Here is a 21,209-nt window from a genome sequence, read left to right as displayed (position 1 = left end):
TGCGACATAAGGCCAAGTGATGCCGATTAACGGACAACAGCCTGCACCCCGTCAGATTCCAGCACTGGAGCGGTTACCGCGGGCGCTGTATGCACGGGCGGAAAGCCTCGGAGCAGGTTCCTGGACGCCACGGCATCAGCATGACTGGGTGCAATTTTCTTATGCGATCAGTGGCGTGCTCGGTGTCTACACCGATGAAGGCAGCTACTTTGCTCCGCCTCAATGGGGTATCTGGATTCCAGCCGGAGTGGAGCACGAGGTGGTCACCTCGATGCAAGCGGAAATGCGCAGCCTGTATGTACGCCGCGAAGAAGCTGGCTGGGCGCCAGGGCAGTGCCGGGTATTGGAAGTCACGCCGCTGGCGCGAGAATTGATCAAACAGTTCTGCTTGTTGCCGGTGAACTATCCCGAAGGCGACAGCGCTGAAGCACGACTGGTGGCGGTGTTGCTGGATCAGTTGCAGGCATTGCCGCAGGTAGGCTTTTCCTTGCCCTTGCCTAAACACCCGCGCTTGCTTGAAGTGTGCAACGAATTGCTCGCCCACCCGGAGCACGGGCAAACGCTGGGGCAATGGGCGCAGCGCCTGAACACCTCGGAGAAAACCTTGATGCGTTTGTTCCAGCGTGAAACCGGTTTGAGCTTTCGCGGCTGGCGCCAGCGCATGCGCCTACTGTCTTCTCTGACGGCGCTGGAGGCCGGGCAAAGTGTCACCGAAGCCGCGCTAGGTTGCGGTTACGACTCCACCTCGGCCTACATTGCAGCGTTCAAGGGCCTGTTCGGCTTCACTCCGGGTGAGTTGCGCCTTTAGTTACTCCCACGTAGTTAGGCCCACGGCGGCGTTCAGGTACGGAACCTGCGCACCAGCGCATCCAGTTCGTTGGACAAGCCCGCAAGGCTTTGTGAGTCCTGGCGCGCCGAGTTGGCCAGTTCAGCCACCAATTGCGCGTCACCATGAATCTGGCTGATATGCCGGTTGATGTCTTCGGCCACCTGGTGCTGTTCTTCGGCCGCCGTGGCAATTTGGGTGTTCATGTCGCGAATGACGTCGACTGACTCGCGAATCTGTCCAAAACTGCTGCGCGCCATTCCAATGCGGTTGACCGACAATTGCGAGATCTCCAGGCTGGCATGCATTTGCTGGGCGACTTCGCTGGTGCGATTGGCGAGGTTTCCGAGCAGACCGTCGATCTCGGCGGTGGAGTCGGCGGTACGTTTGGCCAAGGCCCGAACTTCGTCGGCTACCACGGCAAAACCGCGGCCCTGTTCACCTGCGCGGGCGGCTTCGATGGCTGCGTTAAGGGCCAGCAGGTTGGTTTGCTCGGCAATCGAACGAATGGTGCCAAGAATCGATTGAATAGCATTGCTGTCACGTTCCAGTTGCTGCATCGATTGCGCTGACTGTTGAATCTCCTGGCTCAGGCGATCGACGCTTTGCACCGCGTCGTCGATCTGCTGCTGGCCTTCGCGCGCCTGTTGTTGACCGCTGTCGGCCGAATCTGCCGCCTGGCTGCAAGAACGGGCAACCTCGTTGGCGGTGGCAACCATTTCGTGGAAGGCTGTCGACACCATATCTACCGCTTCGCGCTGACGCCCGGCCGCTTCGGCCATGTCGTGGGAAACCTGAGTGGAGCTGCTGGAGGTCGCAAGGATTTTACTGGCGGCCTGACCGATGCTCTGAATCAGGTTGCGGATGGCTGCCAGGAACTGGTTGAACCAACTGGCCAATTGCGCGGTTTCGTCGCGCCCGCGAACCTCGAGGCTACGGGTCAGATCACCTTCGCCTTGGGCGATGCCTTCCAGGCCATTGGTAACACTGTGGATAGGTCGCACGATCAGTTTGGCGAAGGTGGCGCCAACCAGTGCGAACACACCCGCCAGCACCAGGGCGATGATCGATACAATCCAGGTCAGTTGAGTAGCGCCCTGCATGACTTCGTCGTGACGTATCAGACCGATGAAGTTCCAGCCCAACTGCTCCGAGGGCCAGACATTGGCCATGTAGCGCTCACCGTCGAGTTCGACCTCGACCAGCCCTTTACCGGCCTTGGCCAGCTGCGCGTAGCCATCGCCGAGGGTGGCCAGGTTTTTGAAGTTGTGTGCGGGGGCGCGGGGGTCGACCAGCACGTTGCCGTTATCTTCGAGCAGCATCAGGTAGCCACTCTCACCCAGTTTGATCTGCTTGATGATTTCGGTCAGTTGCTTGAGCGACACGTCGATGTTGACCACCCCGCCTGGATTGCCAAGCTGGTTGGCGACGGCGCGCACGGTGCTGACCAGCACCGCGTCGTCACTGGCCCAGTAGTACGCGTCGGTGCGCAGGGTCTTGCCCGGACTGGCCATTGCGGCCTGATACCAAGGGCGTTGGCGCGGGTCATAGTTGGCCATCTTTGGATCGCCCGGCCAGAAGGCATAACCACCGTCACTCAGTCCGTAGGACACATAGGCATAGGCCGGATGGCTGGCCGCCAGGCTTGCAAACATATTGAAGAGCTTTTGGTCTTGCTCGCTCTGAACAATCTGCGCAGCATCGGCGCTCATATGCTTCTTGACGTCGTTGCCGCTGGCGCTGATCAACGGCTGAGCGGCCAGATAGTCGACGTTCTGACTGATGCCCTCGAAGAACAGCTGCATGGCGTTGGCCACTTGGCGAATTTCGCGATTACTGCCATCAACGAAACCTTCTTTGGCCTCACTGCGCAAATTGAGGACGACCAGCGTGGCGACCAGGATGACAGGCAAACCGGCGATAACTGCAAAGGCCCATGTCAGTTTTTGTTTGATGTTCATCCGCGCTCCAGAATTTTTCTTGTAAACACACGAGGCTGCTTCAGACTGCATCGGCCATTTGTTTCAGAAATAAAGTCCGACCTCGGTTAAAGTCCGGTATTCATTGGGAACTAACGACGGAAATGACTACTCCCTCGTCAGTGCCCATAAAAAGAATGGCAAGTCAGACGGATTGCCGTTACAACGCTGTGCGGTCTTGAAACAGCGAAAAGCCGGTGCAGTACCGGTAACCTACAAAAAATTACGTGTCTGGCAGAACAGGACCCCCGACAAAAGCCGATGAAGACTCCAAAACGCATTGAACCACTGGTTGAAGATGGACTGGTCGATGAGGTACTCCGACCGCTGATGAGTGGCAAGGAGGCCGCCGTGTACGTGGTGCGCTGCGGAAAGGAATTGCGCTGTGCCAAGGTCTACAAAGAGGCGAACAAGCGCAGCTTCCGTCAGGCGGCCGAGTATCAGGAAGGGCGTAAAGTACGCAACAGCCGTCAGGCCCGAGCCATGGCCAAAGGCTCCAAGTACGGACGCAAGGAGGCTGAGGACGCCTGGCAGAACGCCGAGGTGGCTGCTCTGTTCCGACTCGCCAATGCGGGTGTGCGGGTGCCGCGCCCCTACGACTTTCTCGACGGTGTACTGCTGATGGAGCTGGTGGCCGACGAACATGGTGATGCCGCTCCTCGGCTCAACGATGTGTACCTGGAGCCGGATCAAGCGCGCGAATATCACGCTTTCGTGATTCGTCAGATCGTGCTGATGCTATGTGCGGGCCTCGTGCATGGCGACTTGTCGGAGTTCAACGTGCTGCTGGGGCCGGAAGGGCCGGTGATCATCGACTTGCCACAAGCGGTGGATGCGGCGGGTAACAACCACGCATTCAGCATGCTGGAGCGTGATGTCGGCAACATGGCGGCGTACTTCGGGCGCTTTGCCCCGGAACTCCGGAAAACCCGATATGCCCATGAAATGTGGGCCCTGTACCAGTCTGGTGACTTGTTGCCGGAGAGCGAGCTTACGGGGCAGTTCGCGCTGGACGAGCACACGGCTGATGTCAAAGGAGTTATGCGCGAGATTGACGCAGCGCGCTTCGATGAGGCCCGTCGGCGTGCCATCAGAGAGGACGCCGAGCGGGGTTCGAGCAAGGACGAGGAACCAGCCCCGCCCTGGATGCAGTAGTGCGTCAGTGACAGCAACTGCCCCCGGCTGCCAGATCCTTGAGGATCGGGCAGTCCGGGCGATCGTCGCCGTGGCAATGAGTGACCAGCTCGCTCAAGGTATCGCGCAGGCTTACCAGTTCTTCGATGCGTCGGTTCAGATCATCGATGTGTTGGCTGGCCAGGGCCTTGACGTCGGCACTGGCGCGCTGGCGGTCCTGCCACAGGGTCAGCAGGCGGGCGACTTCTTCCAGTGAAAACCCCAGATCTCTCGAACGCTTGATGAACGCCAGTTGGTGCAAGTCTTCCTGCTGGTACAAGCGATAGCCACTGTCGCTGCGCACCGCCGGCTTGAGCAAACCAATCGACTCGTAGTAGCGGATCATCTTGGCGCTCAGTCCGGAGCGCCGGGCGGCTTGACCGATGTTCATTGCACGTCGTCCTGTGATGGGGTTTCAGGCTTCCAGGTTTTCAATAGCAGCGCGTTGCTGACCACGCTGACACTCGACAAGGCCATCGCGGCGCCAGCTAGCACCGGGTTGAGCATGCCGAAGGCGGCCAGTGGAATGCCAATGAGGTTGTAGATGAATGCCCAGAACAAGTTCTGCCGAATCTTCGCATAGGTTTTGCGGCTGATTTCCAATGCTGCCGGCACCAGGCGTGGATCACCGCGCATCAGGGTGATGCCCGCGGCTTGCATGGCCACGTCAGTGCCACCGCCCATGGCGATGCCGATATCGGCTGCCGCCAGTGCGGGGGCGTCGTTGATACCGTCACCCACCATTGCCACAACGCCTGACTGCTTGAGCTCGGCAACTTTTGCCGCTTTGTCTCCTGGTAGCACCTCGGCGTGTACGTCGGTAATGCCCAATGCCTGGGCGACGACGTTGGCGCTGCCACGGTTATCGCCGGTGAGCAGGTGACTGCTGATGCCTTGATCGGCGAGCTTCTGCACCGCTTGCCCGGCACCTGGCTTGAGGCTGTCACCGAAGGCAAACAGCCCCAATACGCGCACCTGCGGACTACGCTCGATCAACCAGGACAAGGTGCGGCCTTCGGCCTCCCAGGCTGTGGCGCTGGCTTGCAAGTCACCCGCTTGCAGACCGCTTTCATCGAGCATGCGCCGGTTGCCGAGGGCCAGGTCACGGCCGTCCAGGCTGCCGGCGATGCCACGCCCGGTCAGGGACTGGCTGTTGCTGATGTCCGCGACCGGTAAACCCTGTTCTTCACAAGCGTCGAGCACGGCTTTGGCCAAAGGGTGTTCGCTACCGCGTTGCAGGGCACCGGCAAGTTGCAGCAAATCAGCCGGTTCGCCGACCGCAGCCTGGCTGTGGACGATCCGTGGGCTGCCAGAGGTCAGAGTACCGGTCTTGTCGAATACCACGCGGTTGACCGCATGGGCTCGCTCCAGCGCTTCGGCGTCCTTGATCAGAATACCGTGACGCGCAGCGACCCCTGTGCCAGCCATGATCGCCGTAGGCGTTGCCAGGCCAAGCGCACATGGGCAAGCAATCACCAATACAGCGACCGCGTTGATCAAGGCTGTTTCAATCGGCGCACCGGCTAGCCACCAGCCAACCAGGGTAATCAGCGCCAGCACCAGCACGGCTGGCACGAACACCTGGCTGACGCGGTCCACCAGCTTCTGAATGGGGGCCTTGGCTGCCTGGGCGTCTTCTACCAGGCGAATGATGCGTGCCAGTACCGTTTCGGTGCCCAGGGCCTGGGTGCGCACCAGCAGGCGGCCTTCGCCGTTGATCGCCCCGCCGGTGACCTTGTCGCCCGGTTGTTTGGGCACTGGCAGGCTTTCACCGCTGATCAGCGCTTCGTCAGCATGGCTTTGGCCTTCGCTGACTTCACCGTCCACCGGGAAGCGTTCGCCGGGCTTGACCACAACGGTATCGCCAACACGCAGTTCGCTGATCGCCACGTCGCGTTCCTGGCCATCGACCAGCAGCAGGGCGCGTTCCGGCCGCAAGGCTTCGAGGGCACGAATAGCGCTGGCTGTCTGGCGCTTGGCACGGCTTTCCAGGTACTTGCCGAGCAGAATCAGGGCAATGACCACGGCCGAAGCTTCAAAATACAAGTGCGGCATGACACCGGGGCTTGCCTGGGCCCACTCATAGATACTCAAGCCATACCCAGCGCTGGTCCCGATGGCGACCAGCAAGTCCATGTTACCGGCGCCGGCACGTACCGCTTTCCAGGCCGCCACATAGAAACGCGCACCCAGAATGAATTGCACCGGGGTCGCCAGAACGAATTGGGCCCACGCCGGCAGCATCCAGTGAATGCCGAACGGCTGTAGCACCATGGGCAGCACCAATGGCAGTGCCAGTATGACGGCCAAGGCCACCGACCAGCGCTCCTTGCGCAGGCGCCGCTCGGCATCGACCTGGTTCGCCTTCGGGCTTTGCGGCAAGCTGGCGGTGTAACCGGCATGGACAACCGCGTCGATCAGTACCGCGTTATTGATCTGGCCGAGCACCTGCACATGGGCGCGCTCACTGGCCAGATTGACGCTGACGTGTTGCACACCGGGTATCTTGGCCAACGCGCGTTCCACCCTGCCGGCGCAAGATGCGCAGGTCATACCGCCAATCTGCAGCTCAAGGGGTTGGCTTGGCACGTGGTAGCCGGCTTGTTCGACCGCTTCGACAAGGGCCGGCAGGCTATCGGCGGATGCTTGAATTCGCGCCTGTTCGGTGGCGAGGTTGACGCTGACCGTTTCGGCGCCACTGACTTTGCGCAGCGCTCGCTCGACCCTGCCAGCACAGCTGGCACAGGTCATTCCGGAAATGGGCAGATCGAATGTGGTAGATGCAGACATGGCAATCCTCCTGGGTTGGCCACAGCTTCAACCTTTCCACGCTGGTAAGGTCAATACCCCAAGCCAGCTCTTATCAATGTGAGTCCATTCTGATCGGCTGCAACCCGGTATTTATTGATCTGACCGGCCACCAGCTTCAATCGGCTCGAGCGCTGGTTCTCCATGCCCGGCTGGCAGCCTGGTACATGCCCAGGCAAGTAGCGCAGGCGCACATCGATTTCACCTGGTGGCAGATTGAATGAGGTCGATTGCTCCTGGAAGACGCGTCCGGCCAATTGATCGTTGATATACACGCCAATCTCGCATGAGGTTGCCACCTCCAGGCGTTCGCGGGAAATGATCAGAATGCTGTAGTCGGCTGGCCCTGCCGCGTTGGCTTGAGCGAACAAGCCAAATACATTCAGCAGGCCGAAAAGGCCCAAAGCTGCCCTGCGCATGAAACGAAACTCCTGCATCTTCAATCGTCAGGATCGCAGCTTGGCCGACCCGGGCGATGATTTCCAGCCCGGCAGCACCAAGAGGAACTTGACCTTACCCTGGTGGCAAGCTTGAAACTCAGTCAAAACCCACAGGAGGCAGAACCCATGCAAGTGTTCAATGTACAAGGAATGACCTGCGGTCATTGCGTCAAAGCCGTCACCCGTGCAGTACATGCTCAGGACGCCGAGGCGATCGTCGAGGTCGATTTGGGTCAGAAGCAGGTGAAGGTGCAAAGCTCGTTGCAGGCGCCGCAGATCCTGCAACTGATTCGTGAAGAAGGCTATCAGGCCGAAGCCGTCTGACAGTTGCAGGGCTGCGCTGTGGATAAAAGTTTCACGGCGCAGGTGCAACTCTTCGCAGCGCAACCTTGGCAGGCCGGTTAGACTAGCAGACTTGCTTAGCCTGCTATGGATTCCCGATGAACCTGCGAACCATCCTGATTCTGGGCGCCTTGAGTGCGTTCGGGCCTCTGGCAATCGACTTTTACCTGCCAGGCTTTCCGGCGATGGCGCTGGCCTTCGGTACTGACGAAAAACATATCCAGACAACCCTGGCTGCCTATTTCCTTGGCTTGTCCATCGGTCAATTGGCCTATGGACCGGTGGCTGACCGCTTTGGCCGCCGTATTCCGCTGCTGGTCGGTGTTTGTCTGTTCACCCTGGCGTCAATTGCCTGCGCCTTTGCCCCGAACCTCGATACGTTGATTGCGGCCCGATTCGTCCAGGCGCTGGGCGGGTGTGCCGGCATGGTGTTGTCGCGGGCAATTGTCAGTGACAAATGCGATGCGGTGGCATCCGCCAAGGTATTTTCGCAATTGGTGCTAGTGATGGGCCTCGCCCCCATTCTCGCCCCTATGCTGGGAGGGGTGCTGGTCAATGCCTATGGCTGGCAGTCGATCTTTGTTGCGCTGACCTTGTTCAGCGCCCTGTGTACCCTCGCCGTTGCTCTGGGGCTGCCTGAGAGCTTGCCGGCCAATCTGCCGCGCCAGCCACTTTCCGGCGCTTTGCGCCAGTACGGGCGGCTGCTCAAAGACCGCGTCTTCATTGGGCACGCTTTGACCGGCGGAATCGCCATCGCTGGGATGTTTTCCTATATCGCCGGATCTCCCTTCGTTTTCATCAAGCTCTATGGGGTGCCACCTGAGCACTACGGCTGGTTGTTCGGCAGTAACGCGGCCGGCTTCATTCTGGTTGCCCAGGTGAATGCGCGACTGCTGGCCAAGCGTGGTCCGGCCTTCTTGCTCCGGCGAGCGGTGTGGGTATATCTGCTGGCGGGCCTGACGCTGCTTGCGATCAGTGCGTTGAAGCCGACCAAGTTGTGGCCACTGCTGATTCCGCTGTTCGTCTGTATTGCCAGCCTGGGTTGCATCATCCCCAATGCATCAGCCTGTGCCATGAACGGGCAAGGTGCTCGGGCAGGGAGCGCTTCAGCGCTGCTCGGGTGCATTCAGTTCAGTGTCGCGGCAGGTGCTGCGGCACTGGTGGGCGTGTTGCACGATGGCAGCGCAGTACCCATGGCGCTGGTCATAAGCCTATGCGGCCTGGGCGCAGTGGTGGTGTCGATGGTTACCTACCGCTTGCAGCTCAGCCGACCTGTTTGAGTGTATGCGGGGCCTGCAGGCGGGCCTGCAAGGTGTTGACGAAAGCGCGGGCTTCGGCCTCGCTACGAAAGTTCACTACCTGCTTGTCCAGCCGAACCTGCCAAGGGCAGCCTGGCTTTTGGGCTGATGCGCTGACTTGAATGATCATCGTGGCATACCTGCGGTGAGCGTTGGCCCGAAGATTGTAGCGCTGCTTGCCTGCAGGAAAATGACTTGGATCAGTTGTCGGACTGACGGTCGCCCACCCCAAGTCAGAGGTGGGCGCGATGCCTCAGAACCCTTCCAGGACAATCTTGCCCTTTGCCGCGCCGCTTTCCAGCAGGGCGTGGGCGCGACGCAGGTTGGCCGCATTGATGCTGCCGTAGTGCTCGCCCAAGGTAGTTTTGAGCGTGCCGGCATCAATCAGATCGGCAACCCGATTGAGCAGTTTGTGTTGTTCGATCATGTCGTCGGTTTCAAACAACGAGCGGGTGTACATGAACTCCCAATGCAACGACAGGCTCTTGCGTTTAAGCAGGCCGATGTCTATTTGCTTGGGGTCATCGATCAGCGCAAGTCTTCCTTGAGGGGCAAGGGCTTCGACCAATTGCGCCAGATGCTGGTCGGTCTGGGTGAGGCTGGCAACGTGGGTTACGAATTCGATACCTTCGGCCTTGAGTGCTGCAGCAAGCGGTTGGCTGTGATTAACAACGTGGTCGGCACCCAACTGACGTACCCAGTCCTGGGTCTGGGGACGAGAGGCGCTACCGATGACGGTCAGGCCGGTCAATTGACTCGCAAGTTGAGTCAAAATCGAGCCCACGCCACCTGCTGCACCTACGATCAACAGGCGCTGGCCGAGGTCATCTTGTCCTTCTGGAATCTGCAGGCGCTCAAACAACAACTCCCATGCTGTGATCGCCGTCAGCGGCAGGGCTGCCGCTTCTGCGAAGCCCAACGTCTTGGGCATATGGCCAACGATGCGCTCATCGACGACATGCAGTTCGCTGTTGGCCCCGGCGCGAGCGATGGAACCTGCGTAAAAAACCTTATCCCCAGGCTGGAACAGGCTGACATCACTGCCTACCGCCTTGACCACGCCCGCTACGTCCCAGCCCAGTACCTTGGCAACACCTGGTTCTGGCTGGGCATTCTGGCGCACCTTGGTGTCCACCGGATTGACCGAAATGGCTCGTACTTCCACGAGCAGGTCCCGTGGTCCCGGCTCGGGTTCGGGCAGCTCGATGTCTTGCAGGGAGTCCGGGTGGCTGATGTCCAGGGACTGGTAATAGGCAACGGCTTTCATCTGTAGCGTCCTCAGAAGGGAAATCCTTGGTGGCCATGATTGACGCTTTCACTTCATGTTAAAACCCGCTAGAACGACAGATACTTTCAATAAATTTTTGATAATAGCGAGGCCTTGCTGTGCGATTCGATGACCTGCAACTGTTCGTTCGCACCGTGCAACTGGGTAGCCTGTCAGCTGCGGCTCGGTTGTTGGACCTGTCCCCAGCGGTAGCCAGTGCTGCGCTCAAACGCCTGGAGCAACAATTGGGTGCCCGACTGCTCGCACGCTCGACGCGTAACTTGCGCCTGACAGCCGAAGGCGAAGTTTTTTTGCTGCATGCGCGCAATGCACTGGCCAGCCTGGAAGAAGGGCGGCGTTTGCTGGCGCGAGGGCAGGACGATGTCAGTGGTGTGTTGCAACTCTCTGCACCATCGGACTTTGGACGTAATGTGCTGCTGCCCTGGCTTGATGAATTGCAGCGCCAACACCCGAAGTTATCGGTACGCCTGCTGCTGGGCGACCGCAACGCCGATCTGTTTCGCCAGGCGGCGGATATCGCCTTGCGCTATGGTACGCCGGAAGATTCCAGTCTGGTGGCACTGCCCCTGTGCCCTGACAACCGACGAGTGCTCTGTGCCTCGCCCGCGTACCTGGCGGTTCACGGTGAACCGCAGGATATTGCTCAACTTGCCCAGCACAACTGCCTGCTTTATCAGCTGGGTAGCCGCATTCATGACCATTGGCGGTTTGGTCGGGGCGCAAACGAGGTGGGGGTGATTGTCAGTGGGGACCGGTTTTGTGACGACGCCGATGTCGTTCGTCGTTGGGCATTGGCAGGCCTTGGAATCGCCTACAAGTCCTGGTTGGACGTGGCGTTCGACGTTCAGGCTGGGCGCTTGAAGGTGCTGTTGGGACAGCTGGAAGGTGAGTCGGCGCCCTTGAACCTTATGTGCACGCACCGAGCGCAATTGGGCAAGCCGGTGCAATTGCTGCGTAACCTGCTGCGGGAGCGGTGCCAGATTCTGCTCGAACAACTTAAGGATGCAGATGAGTTAGCGAATTTTTAGGTTTACAGAATTTTCTGGCTTATTTGTAGTTCTTTGGTAGATGAGTTGTAGGCATTAAATATTATTTTTTTTGATCAATAGTTATCAAGTTTAAACGAGCGGGTATGGGGTGCGGTTTTACAACAAATGTATCTGAAGTTTTCTATAAGTGGTCATGCTTGTCGATGCTTATGGTTGGGCAGAGGATGGAGCCTTTACCCGTTTGTCCGCGCGATGGCCCGGAAATTGTTTCCCTGAGGCGGCTTATAATAGATGCAGCAGTCGTTTCCAGCGAGAGAAGCTTCCATGTCATCGGCCGGAAAGTGCCGCCGTTAATTTTACTTTGCCTGATAAACATCCTGGCAATTTGCCGGTGAGTCAACGTTACAACTTCTAGCCGGTCTGGCATCGGAAACCTCGCAGTAAATGCTGCTGACATGGTTGTTCAAACGATTTCAGATGTGATCTCGCAGGGAGTTGAGATATGAAAGCAACAAGTATTAGCCAGATTGCCAGCCTGCTTGCAGATCCCAAGCGCAGCGCAATGTTATGGGCGCTGATCGACGGCATGGCACGGCCTGCCGATGAACTGGCCGACTTGACTGGCCTGACGCCTTCCTCCGCCTGCGCACACCTGGCAAGACTCTCGGCCAGCGGATTGCTCAAGCTCGAGCCGCGCGGACGAAAGCGCTACTTCAGACTCGCCGGGCCTGAAGTTGGCGCGGCGGTGGAAGCATTGGCCAGTGTTCAGGTCACCAGTCGCGAGCAGGCCGCAGGGAGAGAGGACGTTGGTATTCCACAGTCCATGCGTAGAGCGCGCCTGTGTGGTGATCACCTAGGCGGAGAGCTTGCTGCGGACTTGTATCAGCGATTTTTCGATGCTGGGTGGCTGGAGGGCGCGGAGCAGCAAATCGAAGTCACCTCTGAGGGGCGTACTCAATTTGCCCGTCATGGCATTTTTATCGAGGCGCTGGCGCGTTACCAACACAGGGGCTTCAGCAGTTGCCGCTGCTGCAGTGAATGGAGTGACCATCGTCCACATCTGGGCGGTGCGTTGGGTACCAGCCTGCTGAAGCTGTTCATGCAATCTGGGTGGATCCGCGAGAGTGAGACTTCCCGCCGATTGCAGATCAGCTCGGCGGGATTGCGTCAGATCAACCGAATTGCCCAACCGGTGATTCTGCAGTCAGCAAGTTAGCACGCGATAAGCCCGCTCCTGATCGGAGTGGGCTCATCGGTGCTGTCTCTAATCACTCAAGGGCGAAGCAGGCGTGCATCCAGGCTGTTCTGCGCCAAGCGTTGGGCCTGATCCTGGGTCATGCCCAGATGAGTATGCAACGCATGGAAGTTTTCGGTGACATAACCACCGAAGTACGCTGGATCGTCCGAGTTCACGGTGACCTTCACGCCGCGCTCGAGCATGTCGAGAATGTTGTGCTGGCTCATATGATCAAACACACAAAGCTTGGTGTTGGAGAGCGGGCATACGGTCAGCGGGATCTGCTCGTCGATGATGCGCTGCATCAGGCGCTCGTCTTCGATGGCGCGTACACCATGGTCGATACGCTGGATCTTGAGCAGGTCGATGGCTTCCCAGATGTATTCAGGTGGTCCTTCTTCTCCTGCGTGTGCAACCGTCAGGAAGCCTTCGCTGCGGGCACGATCGAATACTCGTTGGAACTTGCTCGGCGGGTGACCCATTTCCGAGCTGTCCAGGCCGACGGCGATAAAGGCATCGCGAAACGGCAGTGCTTGGTCGAGAGTCTTATGTGCCTCTTCTTCGCTCAGGTGGCGCAAGAAGCTTAGGATCAGGCCGCTGCTGATGTCCAGTTGCTGCTGGCCATCCTTGAGTGCCTGGCTGATGCCCCTGAGTACCACTTCGAATGGAATACCACGATCAGTATGGGTTTGCGGATCGAAGAATGGTTCGGTGTGAACCACATTTTGCGCTTTGCAGTGCAGCAGGTATGCCCAGGTCAGGTCGTAGAAGTCCTGCTCGGTGCGCAGTACATCGGCGCCCTGGTAGTAGAGGTCGAGAAACTCCTGCAGGTTGTTGAACGCATAGGCTGCGCGCAGGGCTTCGACATCGTTCCACGGCAGGGCAATTTTGTTGCGCTCGGCCAGGGCGAATAGCAACTCGGGCTCCAGCGATCCTTCCAGGTGCAGGTGCAATTCTGCCTTGGGCAGCGCATTAAGCCAGTCGTACATAAAGTCGGTATCTCATCAGGTGCGGTTGCCCGCATTCTACAGAGGTTGCCTGCCCCTGGCCGAGAAAGCTGACCGCAGGGGTGTTTGTCGCAAACCTTCTAGAGTGACTAGAGTCTCTTTGCTGTACACCACTTGAACGGGATTGCGATGCTTGCCTTGATAAACCAGGAAAAACCCCTGCTGATTGCCATGCTGTTGGCGGTTCTGGCCTGGCCGCTGCAGTCACAGTTGCTGGGGCATGGTCACACGGCTGCTCTGCTGGCGGGGCTGGTGCTGGTGGTGGCGATCATCTGTGCGTCGATGCGCGTGGCCCAGCACGCCGAACAATTGGCCGAGAAGGTCGGTGACCCCTACGGAACCATGATTCTGACCTTATCTGCGGTAATGGTCGAAGTGCTGGTTTTGGCGATCATGATGAGTAACCAGTCTTCGCCAACCTTGGTGCGCGATACCATCTACTCGGCGGTGATGCTCGATATTAATGGCATCCTCGGGTTGGCGGCGTTGATGGGAGGGCTCAAGCACGGCGAGCAGTCGTACAACGATGATTCGGCGCGTACCTACAGCGTGATGATCATGACTGCCATGGGCGTCTCGATGGTGGTGCCCGAATTTATTGCGCGCGAGGACTGGAAGCTGTATTCGGGGTTCACCATTGCCGCGATGATGGTGCTGTACGCATTGTTCCTGCGCATGCAGGTCGGGCCGCACAGCTATTTTTTCAGCTACAGCTATCCACAAAAAAAGCGCCGGGACACATCGCAGGCTCCCGTAAATAAGGTGCGCTCTATCGTCATCCTGATCGTCGGGGTGATGATTATTGGCGTGCTCGCGGAAATCATGTCGCATCCGCTGAACTATGGTTTGGAGGGTAGCGGCGCACCGCCGGTGTTAATGGCTATTGTGGTGGCAACCATTTCTGCGGCACCGGAGATCCTGACCGCCTTGCGTGCAGCTTTGGCCAATCGTATGCAGTCGGTGGTCAACATCGCCTTGGGTGCTTCCCTGTCCACGGTGATATTGACCGTCCCGCTGATGGAAGCGATGGCGCTTTACACCGGCCAGCCCTTTCAGATGGCCATGACACCGGTACAAACGGTAATGATCGCCATCACCCTGATCGTCAGTGCAATCAACCTCAACGATGGCGAAACCAACGCGATCGAAGGCATGACCCACTTCGTGTTGTTCGCCACCTTTATCATGCTGGCTTTTCTCGGGCTCTGAAGTACTGGCTCACCAGATCAGGCTGTCGCCCTTGTAATTGATGAAATGCAGGCCGCCTTTGCCTGCGTTGGCCTTGACCTGCTCGAGCATGCCGCGTGTGCTGGTCAGCACGTCGATCTCGGCGTTCTCGCCACCCATGTCGGTCTTGACCCAGCCTGGGTGCATGGCCAGAACGGTCTGCGCTGGCTGGTTCAAGGTAACGAAGCTGTTGATCATCGAGTTGAGTGCAGCCTTGCTGGCCTTGTAAAGGCACATCTCGCTGCCATCCGGGATGGCGATGCTGCCAAGGATCGAGCTCATGAACGCGAGGACGCCGCTGTCGCTCAGTTGGGCGACCAAGCGCTGGGCCACGCGGATGGGGGACACAGCGTTGGTCATGAAGAGATCGCCTACATCAGCCAACTGCGCGTGCTCGGCGTTCTGATCGCGTGGGCCCATGACACCCGCATTTACGAACAGCAGGTCGAAGGTCTGACCGTGTAGACGTTGCTGCAGTGCATCGAGTTGAGTACCGCTGTTCATCTCCAGGGTTTCTACTCGAACATTTGTCAACGCTGTCAGGCTGCCGGCTTTGGTGCGGTCGCGCACAGTGGCGACCACGTCCCAGCCGTCTTCCAGCAAACGTTCTACCAAGCCTAGGCCCAGGCCGCGGGAGGCGCCGATGATCAGGGCGGTTTTTTGCGAGGACATGAAGAACTCCTTTAATGGGTAACGCAGTGGTCAAAGAATAACCAGTCTAGCCAAGCCTTGGCCAAGCAAGCGATTGGTGCAGGGGTGCACGGCTTATCCACAGCTTGCTCCACAGTATTTGTGAGCAAGCACAAAGTGCGGGGATGAATACTTGTAGGTGAGCTTTGTGAGGGGTACATGTGGATAACTAACTGATTTATCGACGGTTGAAGTGCTGTCATCAAATCTTGATCAAAATATGATCGATTGCCTGAAGGCCACGCCGATAAAGGCATGCAGCCGAGTGCCCAGAGCTTATCCACAGCCGGGCCCACAGTGAATGTGGGCAATTGTTCAGCGCCTTTCCAGCAAGATCCGTCCTCGGCTCAAGTCTGCCAATTGGCGTTGCAGTGATTCGATGTGTTCCTCGCCCAGGGCCAGCAGCAGATCAACGCCATTGGCCGTGAAGTGCTCTTCCAGTACCAGGCCGTCTGCTTCGGCTACCCGCAGTTTGAGCAGCGCCAACTCACTGAAACTGCAACTGCAACTGACTTCGCTACGGCTTACCAGCAGGCGTTTTTCAGCTTGCTGCAGACACTTGTTGGCGCCGCCGCCATAGGCGCGAGCAAGGCCGCCCGTTCCCAGTTGGATACCGCCGTACCAGCGGATCACCAGTACCACCACCTGATCACAGTCCTGGGCTTCGATGGCCGCCAGAATCGGACGTCCGGCGGTACCGCCCGGCTCGCCGTCGTCGCTGCTGCGATACTGAGCACCCAGCTTCCAGGCCCAGCAATTGTGAGTGGCATCCAGATCGCTGTGTTGGTCGATGAAGGCCATGGCCTCGGCAGGGCTGCTGATGGGCGCTGCCAGGGTAATGAAGCGGCTCTTGCGAATCTCTTCGCGAAACTCGCAGGTGTCGAGCAGGGTAAAAGGCATAAACGCAGGTTCAGTCGGGAAGTTTCAGGCCGCAGCCTTTAAGAATGATGTGGATAAGATTGTTGCTGGCATCTTCCATATCTTGTTTGGTGAGGCGGCTACGGCCCGTGACCTGGCAGATCTGGGTAGCGAAGTCAGCATAATGCTGGGTACTGCCCCAAAGCAGAAAGATCAAATGAACCGGGTCGACCGGGTCCATCTTTCCGGCATCTATCCAGGCTTGGAACACCGCGGCGCGACCTTTGAACCATTCACGGTAGTCCTGGCTGAAATAGTCGCTCAGGCACTTGCCGCCACTGATTATCTCCATGGCAAAGATCCGCGAAGCCTGGGGATTGCGTCGAGAGAACTCCATCTTGGTGCGAATGTAGGTGCTCAGCGCCGTTGCTGGATCGTCCTCGACGCTCAGGGCATTGAAGGTACTGTCCCACAATTCGATGATGTTGCTCAGCACCGCTACGTAGAGGCTCAGCTTATTGGTGAAGTAGTAATGCAGGTTCGCCTTTGGCAATCCGGCCTTGAGGGCGATGGTGTTCATGCTGGTGCCCTTGAAGCCGTGACGCGCGAACTCATCTTCAGCGGCCTGGATGATGGCTTGTTCGTTCTTCTGACGAATACGCCCGGCGGGCTTGCCCGGGGCGGTGGCACGATGCGCAGGGACTTCGAAGGACATGGACGGTTCCAGACAAGGCAATGGGTATCACTTCTGTTCGGTTAACCTAACAGTATTAGCGCTCAGCGAGTAGCCGCCAGGCTTTCCAGGAAGCTTTCCAGGACCAAGTGCGGTCGTCTTCCTTTGCGTGTTACCCAACACAGGCTCAAGTCATAGAAGCGCTGGCTTGGCTTGAGGGCGCGCAATCTGCCTTGTTGTACCCAGAAACTGGCGTAATGATCCGGCAGGTAGCCAATGTAGCTTCCGGTCAGAATCAGGAACGCCATGCCTTCACGGTCCGATGCGCTGGCGGTGCAGTGGAGTGCCTGGTAATGCGCCTGGACATCGGCTGGCAAACGGAATGTCGGGGCAATGGCATCTTGCACATTGAGCCGATCGTCGTCCAATTGGCGATCATCGGCGTAGAACAATGGGTGACCTACTGCGCAATAGAGCAAGGAACGCTCACTGTACAGCGGTTGATACTCAAGGCCCGAGAGCGGGCTGGTTTGTGGCACCACGCCGACATGCAAGCTGCCATCGAGCACACCTTGTTCTACCTGGCTGGGTGCAATCATGCGGATCTGGATACGGACATCCGGGCCACGTTCTTTCAACTGCGCCAGTGCGTGGGTAATGCGCATGTGCGGCAAGGTCACCAGATTGTCGGTCAGACCAATGTTCAATTCGCCGCGCAAGTGCTGGTGCAGGCCGTTGACTTCGGTACGAAAGCTCTCCAGAGCGCTGAGTAGTTGCAATGCCGACTGATAAACTTCGCGGCCTTCCTCGGTCAACGAAAACCCGGCGCGGCCGCGTTGACACAAACGCAGGCCCAGGCGCTGCTCTAGATCGCTCATCTGCTGGCTGATAGCCGAACGCCCGATGCCCAACACGTTCTCTGCTGCTGAGAAGCCGCCGCACTCCACCACACTGCGGTAGATCTTCAACAAGCGGATGTCGAAATCGCTGACTTGAGCGAGGGGATCGGGGCGTCGGCTCATAGTTTAGTAATCGTCTATCTGAAGATTAGAAATGTTGGGTTTTCTAGACTTTATCGTCATGACAACTTAGTCGCAACAACACTTGTCGCTGCTCAATTGCCTTGCGAGGATTTGCCCGATGAATCTGCCTGAAAATGCTCCTGTCGGTTTGGCCAGCCAGCTCAAGCTGGACGCCCATTGGATGCCCTACACTGCCAACCGCAATTTTCAGCGCGATCCACGGCTGATCGTTGCTGCCGAAGGCAGTTACCTGACCGATGACAAAGGTCGCAAGATCTACGACGCACTGTCAGGCCTGTGGACCTGCGGCGCCGGTCACACCCGTAAACAAATTCAAGAAGCCGTGTCGCGTCAGCTCGGCGTGCTCGATTACGCGCCAGCTTTCCAGTTCGGCCACCCATTGTCGTTTCAGTTGGCCGAGAAAATCGCTGACCTGGTTCCGGGCAACCTCAATCACGTCTTCTATACCAACTCCGGCTCCGAGTGCGCCGACACCGCAGTGAAGATGGTTCGTGCCTACTGGCGTCTGAAAGGCCAGGCTACCAAGACCAAGCTGATCGGTCGTGCCCGTGGTTATCACGGTGTGAACATCGCCGGTACCAGCCTGGGTGGTGTAAACGGTAACCGTAAGCTGTTTGGTCAGTTGTTGGATGTCGACCATATCCCGCACACCCTGTTGGCAAGCAACGCTTTCACCAAGGGTATGCCGGAGGAGGGGGGGATCGCCCTGGCCGATGAGATGCTCAAGCTGATCGAACTGCACGATGCTTCGAACATCGCTGCGCTGATCGTTGAGCCGCTTGCAGGTTCGGCGGGTGTACTGCCACCACCTAAAGGCTACCTGAAGCGTTTGCGCGAAATCTGCGACCAGCACAACATCTTGCTGATCTTCGACGAAGTCATTACCGGTTTTGGCCGTATGGGTGCCATGACTGGCGCCGAAGCGTTCGGCGTAACCCCGGACCTGATGTGCATCGCCAAGCAGGTTACCAACGGCGCCATCCCAATGGGCGCGGTGATTGCCAGCAGCGAGATTTACCAAACCTTCATGAATCAGCCGACTCCGGAATACGCTGTTGAGTTTCCACACGGCTATACCTACTCGGCGCACCCAGTTGCCTGTGCGGCCGGTCTCGCTGCGCTGGACCTGTTGGAAAAAGAAAATCTGGTGCAGTCGGCCGCCGAGCTGTCGCCACATTTTGAGAAGGTCCTGCACGGCATCAAGGGCGCGAAGCATATTATCGATATCCGTAACTACGGCCTGGCAGGCGCTATCCAGATTGCTGCCCGTGACGGAGACGCCATCGTGCGCCCTTATGAAATTGCCATGAAGCTGTGGCAAGCCGGGTTCTACGTGCGCTTTGGTGGCGATACCCTGCAGTTTGGCCCGACCTTCAACAGCAAGCCGGAAGAACTGGACCGCCTGTTCGATGCAGTCGGCGAAGCGATCAACCAAGTCAGCTGATCGACATACCTATATATAAGAAGAGGACGCGAGTGAGCTCGCGTCCAGGCACGCCCCCTTTTTGGAGTTTTGCATGAGCACTGTTCAACATTTGATCAATGGCGAGTTGGTAGCTGCTAACGAGCGCACCGCTGATGTTTTCAACCCAGCCACTGGTGAGGTTATCCACAAGGTCGCTCTGGCCAGCAAGCAAACTGTGCAGCAGGCTATCGACGCTGCCAAAGCCGCTTTCCCGGCCTGGCGCAACACCCCACCTGCCAAGCGCGCTCAAGTAATGTTCCGTTTCAAGCAACTGCTGGAGCAGAACGAAGCGCGTATCTCTCAGCTGATTAGCGAAGAGCACGGCAAAACAATCGAAGATGCTGCAGGTGAGCTCAAGCGCGGTATTGAAAACGTCGAATTCGCCTGTGCCGCGCCAGAAGTGCTCAAAGGCGAGTACAGCCGCAACGTCGGCCCAAATATCGATGCGTGGTCCGATTTCCAGCCGCTGGGTGTTGTCGCCGGTATTACCCCATTCAACTTCCCGGCCATGGTGCCCCTGTGGATGTACCCGTTGGCCATTGCGTGTGGCAACTGCTTCATTCTCAAGCCATCCGAGCGCGATCCGAGCTCGACCTTGTTGATCGCCCAACTGCTGCAAGAAGCGGGTCTGCCCAAGGGCGTGCTCAACGTGGTGCACGGTGACAAGGAAGCGGTGGACGCACTGATCGAGGCGCCAGAGGTCAAGGCCCTGAGTTTCGTTGGTTCAACTCCGATTGCCGAGTACATCTATTCCGAAGGCACCAAGCGCGGCAAGCGCGTTCAGGCACTGGGTGGGGCGAAAAACCACGCGGTACTGATGCCAGATGCCGACCTGGATAACGCCGTAAGTGCGCTGATGGGGGCTGCTTATGGTTCGTGCGGCGAGCGCTGCATGGCGATCTCCGTTGCAGTTTGCGTAGGTGACCAGGTTGCCGACGCGTTGATTGCCAAGCTGGAGCCACAGATCAAAGCGCTGAAAATTGGTGCTGGCACTACCTGTGGCCTGGATATGGGGCCTCTGGTTACTGCCGCTGCTCGTGACAAAGTTGTCGGCTACATCGATGACGGCGTAGCCGCAGGTGCTCAATTGGTAGTGGACGGTCGTGGTTACCGGGTTGCTGGTAATGAAGATGGTTACTTCCTGGGCGGCACGCTGTTCGATCGCGTGACAACAGAGATGCGCATCTATAAGGAAGAGATCTTCGGCCCAGTACTGTGCGTAGTGCGTGTAGATAGCCTAGAAGAGGCGATGCGCCTGATCAACGAACACGAGTACGGCAACGGTACCTGTATCTTCACCCGTGACGGTGAAGCGGCGCGCTTGTTCTGCGACGAAATCGAAGTGGGCATGGTTGGCGTCAACGTCCCGCTGCCAGTGCCAGTGGCTTACCACAGCTTCGGCGGCTGGAAGCGTTCTCTGTTCGGTGACCTGCATGCATACGGTCCGGACGGCGTGCGTTTCTACACCCGTCGCAAGGCAATCACTCAGCGCTGGCCGCAACGCGCCAGCCACGAAGCCTCGCAGTTCGCCTTCCCAAGTCTGTAAGAGGGCAACAAGCTGCAAGCTGCAAGAGGGGCGCGGCGTTCGCGTTTGTTCTTGTAGCTTGCAGCTTGCTTCTTATAGCCGAAATGCTCCTCTTGAAACAAAGTTGTAATAAGTCCTTGACGCCCCTGCGGATGTATCTATAATTCGCCCCACTTCCGGCGTAGTCGGAACGGAAAACTCCTTGAGATTCAATGAGTTAGATGTTTCAGGTAGTGCTGGGAGGGCTTCGATCGAAAGATCGGTAGCGGTGAAAAAGGTGGTTGACAGCGAATTGAAACGCTGTAGAATTCGCCTCCCGCTGACGAGAGATCGCAGCGAGT

At 58.2% G+C, this 21,209-nt stretch carries 20 protein-coding genes and 1 pseudogene; 9 read left to right on the top strand and 12 right to left on the bottom strand.

Annotated features, from left to right (window positions below; translation table 11 throughout):
- The first annotated feature begins 19 nt into the window (after window positions 1-19).
- Complete coding sequence (locus tag V0R60_RS24825; RefSeq protein WP_330080861.1) at window positions 20-808, top strand: AraC family transcriptional regulator; 789 nt, start codon at window positions 20-22, stop codon at window positions 806-808.
- A gap of 32 nt (window positions 809-840) precedes the next feature.
- Here V0R60_RS24825 and V0R60_RS27095 read toward each other — a convergent pair whose 3' ends face one another.
- Window positions 841-1,569, bottom strand: coding sequence for a methyl-accepting chemotaxis protein (locus tag V0R60_RS27095; protein WP_371922335.1), 729 nt, complete (start codon window positions 1,567-1,569; stop codon window positions 841-843).
- Between the two features lie 129 nt (window positions 1,570-1,698).
- Window positions 1,699-2,787 (bottom strand): annotated as a pseudogene (locus tag V0R60_RS27090) (cache domain-containing protein); the annotation flags it as partial.
- Between the two features lie 279 nt (window positions 2,788-3,066).
- Between V0R60_RS27090 and V0R60_RS24815 the strand changes: the two are divergent.
- Window positions 3,067-3,960 carry a PA4780 family RIO1-like protein kinase gene (locus V0R60_RS24815; protein WP_136478289.1) on the top strand — a complete coding sequence of 298 codons (894 nt, stop codon included), beginning with the start codon at window positions 3,067-3,069 and terminating at the stop codon, window positions 3,958-3,960.
- 4 nt (window positions 3,961-3,964) lie between these two features.
- On the opposite strand, the gene cueR is transcribed toward V0R60_RS24815, so the two are convergent.
- The 3 genes from cueR to V0R60_RS24800 are packed head-to-tail and all read right to left on the bottom strand — an operon-like array spanning window position 3,965 to window position 7,205.
- Window positions 3,965-4,369 (bottom strand): Cu(I)-responsive transcriptional regulator, encoded by a 405-nt coding sequence (gene cueR, locus V0R60_RS24810; RefSeq protein ID WP_136478288.1) that lies wholly within the window; start codon window positions 4,367-4,369, stop codon window positions 3,965-3,967.
- A complete protein-coding gene (locus tag V0R60_RS24805) occupies window positions 4,366-6,768 on the bottom strand; it encodes a heavy metal translocating P-type ATPase (protein ID WP_330080862.1) in 2,403 nt (800 codons plus the stop codon). The genes cueR and V0R60_RS24805 overlap by 4 nt, the downstream gene beginning before the upstream one ends.
- A 50-nt stretch (window positions 6,769-6,818) precedes the next feature.
- The gene (locus V0R60_RS24800) at window positions 6,819-7,205 is read right to left on the bottom strand and encodes a hypothetical protein (RefSeq protein WP_136478286.1); all 387 of its coding nucleotides are present in this window, start codon (window positions 7,203-7,205) and stop codon (window positions 6,819-6,821) included.
- A gap of 147 nt (window positions 7,206-7,352) precedes the next feature.
- Between V0R60_RS24800 and V0R60_RS24795 the strand changes: the two genes are divergently transcribed.
- Both V0R60_RS24795 and V0R60_RS24790 read left to right on the top strand, forming a co-directional pair.
- Entirely contained in the window at window positions 7,353-7,550 is a 198-nt protein-coding gene (locus V0R60_RS24795; protein WP_136478285.1) for a heavy-metal-associated domain-containing protein, read from the top strand.
- 116 nt (window positions 7,551-7,666) lie between these two features.
- Window positions 7,667-8,848, top strand: coding sequence for a multidrug effflux MFS transporter (locus V0R60_RS24790; protein ID WP_136478284.1), 1,182 nt, complete (start codon window positions 7,667-7,669; stop codon window positions 8,846-8,848).
- Here V0R60_RS24790 and V0R60_RS24785 read toward each other — a convergent pair.
- Window positions 8,832-8,996, bottom strand: a complete 165-nt coding sequence (locus V0R60_RS24785; RefSeq protein WP_168198498.1) for a hypothetical protein — start codon at window positions 8,994-8,996, stop codon at window positions 8,832-8,834. The genes V0R60_RS24790 and V0R60_RS24785 overlap by 17 nt on opposite strands.
- 123 nt (window positions 8,997-9,119) lie before the next feature.
- Window positions 9,120-10,133 carry a zinc-binding alcohol dehydrogenase family protein gene (locus tag V0R60_RS24780; RefSeq protein WP_330080863.1) on the bottom strand — a complete coding sequence of 338 codons (1,014 nt, stop codon included), beginning with the start codon at window positions 10,131-10,133 and terminating at the stop codon, window positions 9,120-9,122.
- A gap of 119 nt (window positions 10,134-10,252) precedes the next feature.
- Here V0R60_RS24780 and V0R60_RS24775 point away from each other — a divergent pair, with 119 nt between their 5' ends.
- Both V0R60_RS24775 and V0R60_RS24770 read left to right on the top strand, forming a co-directional pair.
- Entirely contained in the window at window positions 10,253-11,182 is a 930-nt protein-coding gene (locus tag V0R60_RS24775) for a LysR family transcriptional regulator (protein ID WP_330080864.1), read from the top strand.
- 463 nt (window positions 11,183-11,645) lie between these two features.
- Window positions 11,646-12,359, top strand: a complete 714-nt coding sequence (locus tag V0R60_RS24770) for an ArsR/SmtB family transcription factor (RefSeq protein WP_136478281.1) — start codon at window positions 11,646-11,648, stop codon at window positions 12,357-12,359.
- 56 nt (window positions 12,360-12,415) lie between these two features.
- Here V0R60_RS24770 and V0R60_RS24765 read toward each other — a convergent pair whose 3' ends face one another.
- Window positions 12,416-13,369 (bottom strand): adenosine deaminase, encoded by a 954-nt coding sequence (locus tag V0R60_RS24765; protein ID WP_330080865.1) that lies wholly within the window; start codon window positions 13,367-13,369, stop codon window positions 12,416-12,418.
- Between the two features lie 147 nt (window positions 13,370-13,516).
- Here V0R60_RS24765 and V0R60_RS24760 point away from each other — a divergent pair, with 147 nt between their 5' ends.
- Window positions 13,517-14,596: a calcium:proton antiporter gene (locus tag V0R60_RS24760; RefSeq protein ID WP_136478279.1), complete on the top strand. Its 1,080-nt coding sequence runs from the start codon at window positions 13,517-13,519 to the stop codon at window positions 14,594-14,596.
- Between the two features lie 9 nt (window positions 14,597-14,605).
- Here V0R60_RS24760 and V0R60_RS24755 read toward each other — a convergent pair whose 3' ends face one another.
- The 4 genes from V0R60_RS24755 to V0R60_RS24740 all read right to left on the bottom strand — a co-directional run bounded on the left by V0R60_RS24755 (window position 14,606) and on the right by V0R60_RS24740 (window position 17,857).
- On the bottom strand, window positions 14,606-15,286 hold the full coding sequence (locus tag V0R60_RS24755) for an SDR family oxidoreductase (RefSeq protein ID WP_330080866.1): 681 nt from the start codon (window positions 15,284-15,286) through the stop codon (window positions 14,606-14,608).
- A gap of 333 nt (window positions 15,287-15,619) precedes the next feature.
- Window positions 15,620-16,204: an IMPACT family protein gene (locus tag V0R60_RS24750; RefSeq protein ID WP_203542903.1), complete on the bottom strand. Its 585-nt coding sequence runs from the start codon at window positions 16,202-16,204 to the stop codon at window positions 15,620-15,622.
- A gap of 10 nt (window positions 16,205-16,214) precedes the next feature.
- Window positions 16,215-16,877, bottom strand: a complete 663-nt coding sequence (locus V0R60_RS24745; RefSeq protein ID WP_136478276.1) for a TetR/AcrR family transcriptional regulator — start codon at window positions 16,875-16,877, stop codon at window positions 16,215-16,217.
- Window positions 16,878-16,939: 62 nt separating this feature from the next.
- On the bottom strand, window positions 16,940-17,857 hold the full coding sequence (locus V0R60_RS24740; protein ID WP_136478275.1) for a LysR family transcriptional regulator: 918 nt from the start codon (window positions 17,855-17,857) through the stop codon (window positions 16,940-16,942).
- A 118-nt stretch (window positions 17,858-17,975) separates the two neighbouring features.
- On the opposite strand from V0R60_RS24740, the gene V0R60_RS24735 reads away from it, so the two are divergent.
- Together V0R60_RS24735 and V0R60_RS24730 are read left to right on the top strand one after the other, a co-directional pair.
- Window positions 17,976-19,322 (top strand): aspartate aminotransferase family protein, encoded by a 1,347-nt coding sequence (locus V0R60_RS24735; RefSeq protein WP_330080867.1) that lies wholly within the window; start codon window positions 17,976-17,978, stop codon window positions 19,320-19,322.
- Between the two features lie 73 nt (window positions 19,323-19,395).
- Window positions 19,396-20,889 (top strand): CoA-acylating methylmalonate-semialdehyde dehydrogenase, encoded by a 1,494-nt coding sequence (locus V0R60_RS24730; protein ID WP_136478273.1) that lies wholly within the window; start codon window positions 19,396-19,398, stop codon window positions 20,887-20,889.
- The last annotated feature ends 320 nt before the right edge of the window (window positions 20,890-21,209 follow it).

The organism is Pseudomonas auratipiscis (assembly GCF_036324085.1).
GTDB classification, from domain to species: Bacteria; Pseudomonadota; Gammaproteobacteria; order Pseudomonadales; family Pseudomonadaceae; genus Aquipseudomonas; species Aquipseudomonas auratipiscis.
The sequence above is the reverse complement of the archived record's forward strand: the minus strand, read 5'-3'. Positions and strand labels throughout refer to the sequence as shown.

Bases quoted from the DNA above. Each gene is read 5' to 3' on its own strand.
- V0R60_RS24815 (WP_136478289.1), top strand. From the start codon at position 3,067: ATGAAGACTCCAAAACGCATTGAACCACTGGTTGAAGATGGACTGGTC.
- V0R60_RS24755 (WP_330080866.1), bottom strand. From the start codon at position 15,286: ATGTCCTCGCAAAAAACCGCCCTGATCATCGGCGCCTCCCGCGGCCTG.
- cueR (WP_136478288.1), bottom strand. From the start codon at position 4,369: ATGAACATCGGTCAAGCCGCCCGGCGCTCCGGACTGAGCGCCAAGATG.
- V0R60_RS24760 (WP_136478279.1), top strand. From the start codon at position 13,517: ATGCTTGCCTTGATAAACCAGGAAAAACCCCTGCTGATTGCCATGCTG.
- V0R60_RS24790 (WP_136478284.1), top strand. From the start codon at position 7,667: ATGAACCTGCGAACCATCCTGATTCTGGGCGCCTTGAGTGCGTTCGGG.
- V0R60_RS24800 (WP_136478286.1), bottom strand. From the start codon at position 7,205: ATGCGCAGGGCAGCTTTGGGCCTTTTCGGCCTGCTGAATGTATTTGGC.
- V0R60_RS24780 (WP_330080863.1), bottom strand. From the start codon at position 10,133: ATGAAAGCCGTTGCCTATTACCAGTCCCTGGACATCAGCCACCCGGAC.
- V0R60_RS24735 (WP_330080867.1), top strand. From the start codon at position 17,976: ATGAATCTGCCTGAAAATGCTCCTGTCGGTTTGGCCAGCCAGCTCAAG.
- V0R60_RS24745 (WP_136478276.1), bottom strand. From the start codon at position 16,877: ATGTCCTTCGAAGTCCCTGCGCATCGTGCCACCGCCCCGGGCAAGCCC.
- V0R60_RS24750 (WP_203542903.1), bottom strand. From the start codon at position 16,204: ATGCCTTTTACCCTGCTCGACACCTGCGAGTTTCGCGAAGAGATTCGC.
- V0R60_RS24730 (WP_136478273.1), top strand. From the start codon at position 19,396: ATGAGCACTGTTCAACATTTGATCAATGGCGAGTTGGTAGCTGCTAAC.
- V0R60_RS24805 (WP_330080862.1), bottom strand. From the start codon at position 6,768: ATGTCTGCATCTACCACATTCGATCTGCCCATTTCCGGAATGACCTGT.
- V0R60_RS24785 (WP_168198498.1), bottom strand. From the start codon at position 8,996: ATGATCATTCAAGTCAGCGCATCAGCCCAAAAGCCAGGCTGCCCTTGG.
- V0R60_RS24795 (WP_136478285.1), top strand. From the start codon at position 7,353: ATGCAAGTGTTCAATGTACAAGGAATGACCTGCGGTCATTGCGTCAAA.
- V0R60_RS24740 (WP_136478275.1), bottom strand. From the start codon at position 17,857: ATGAGCCGACGCCCCGATCCCCTCGCTCAAGTCAGCGATTTCGACATC.
- V0R60_RS24770 (WP_136478281.1), top strand. From the start codon at position 11,646: ATGAAAGCAACAAGTATTAGCCAGATTGCCAGCCTGCTTGCAGATCCC.
- V0R60_RS27095 (WP_371922335.1), bottom strand. From the start codon at position 1,569: ATGGTGTCGACAGCCTTCCACGAAATGGTTGCCACCGCCAACGAGGTT.
- V0R60_RS24825 (WP_330080861.1), top strand. From the start codon at position 20: ATGCCGATTAACGGACAACAGCCTGCACCCCGTCAGATTCCAGCACTG.
- V0R60_RS24765 (WP_330080865.1), bottom strand. From the start codon at position 13,369: ATGTACGACTGGCTTAATGCGCTGCCCAAGGCAGAATTGCACCTGCAC.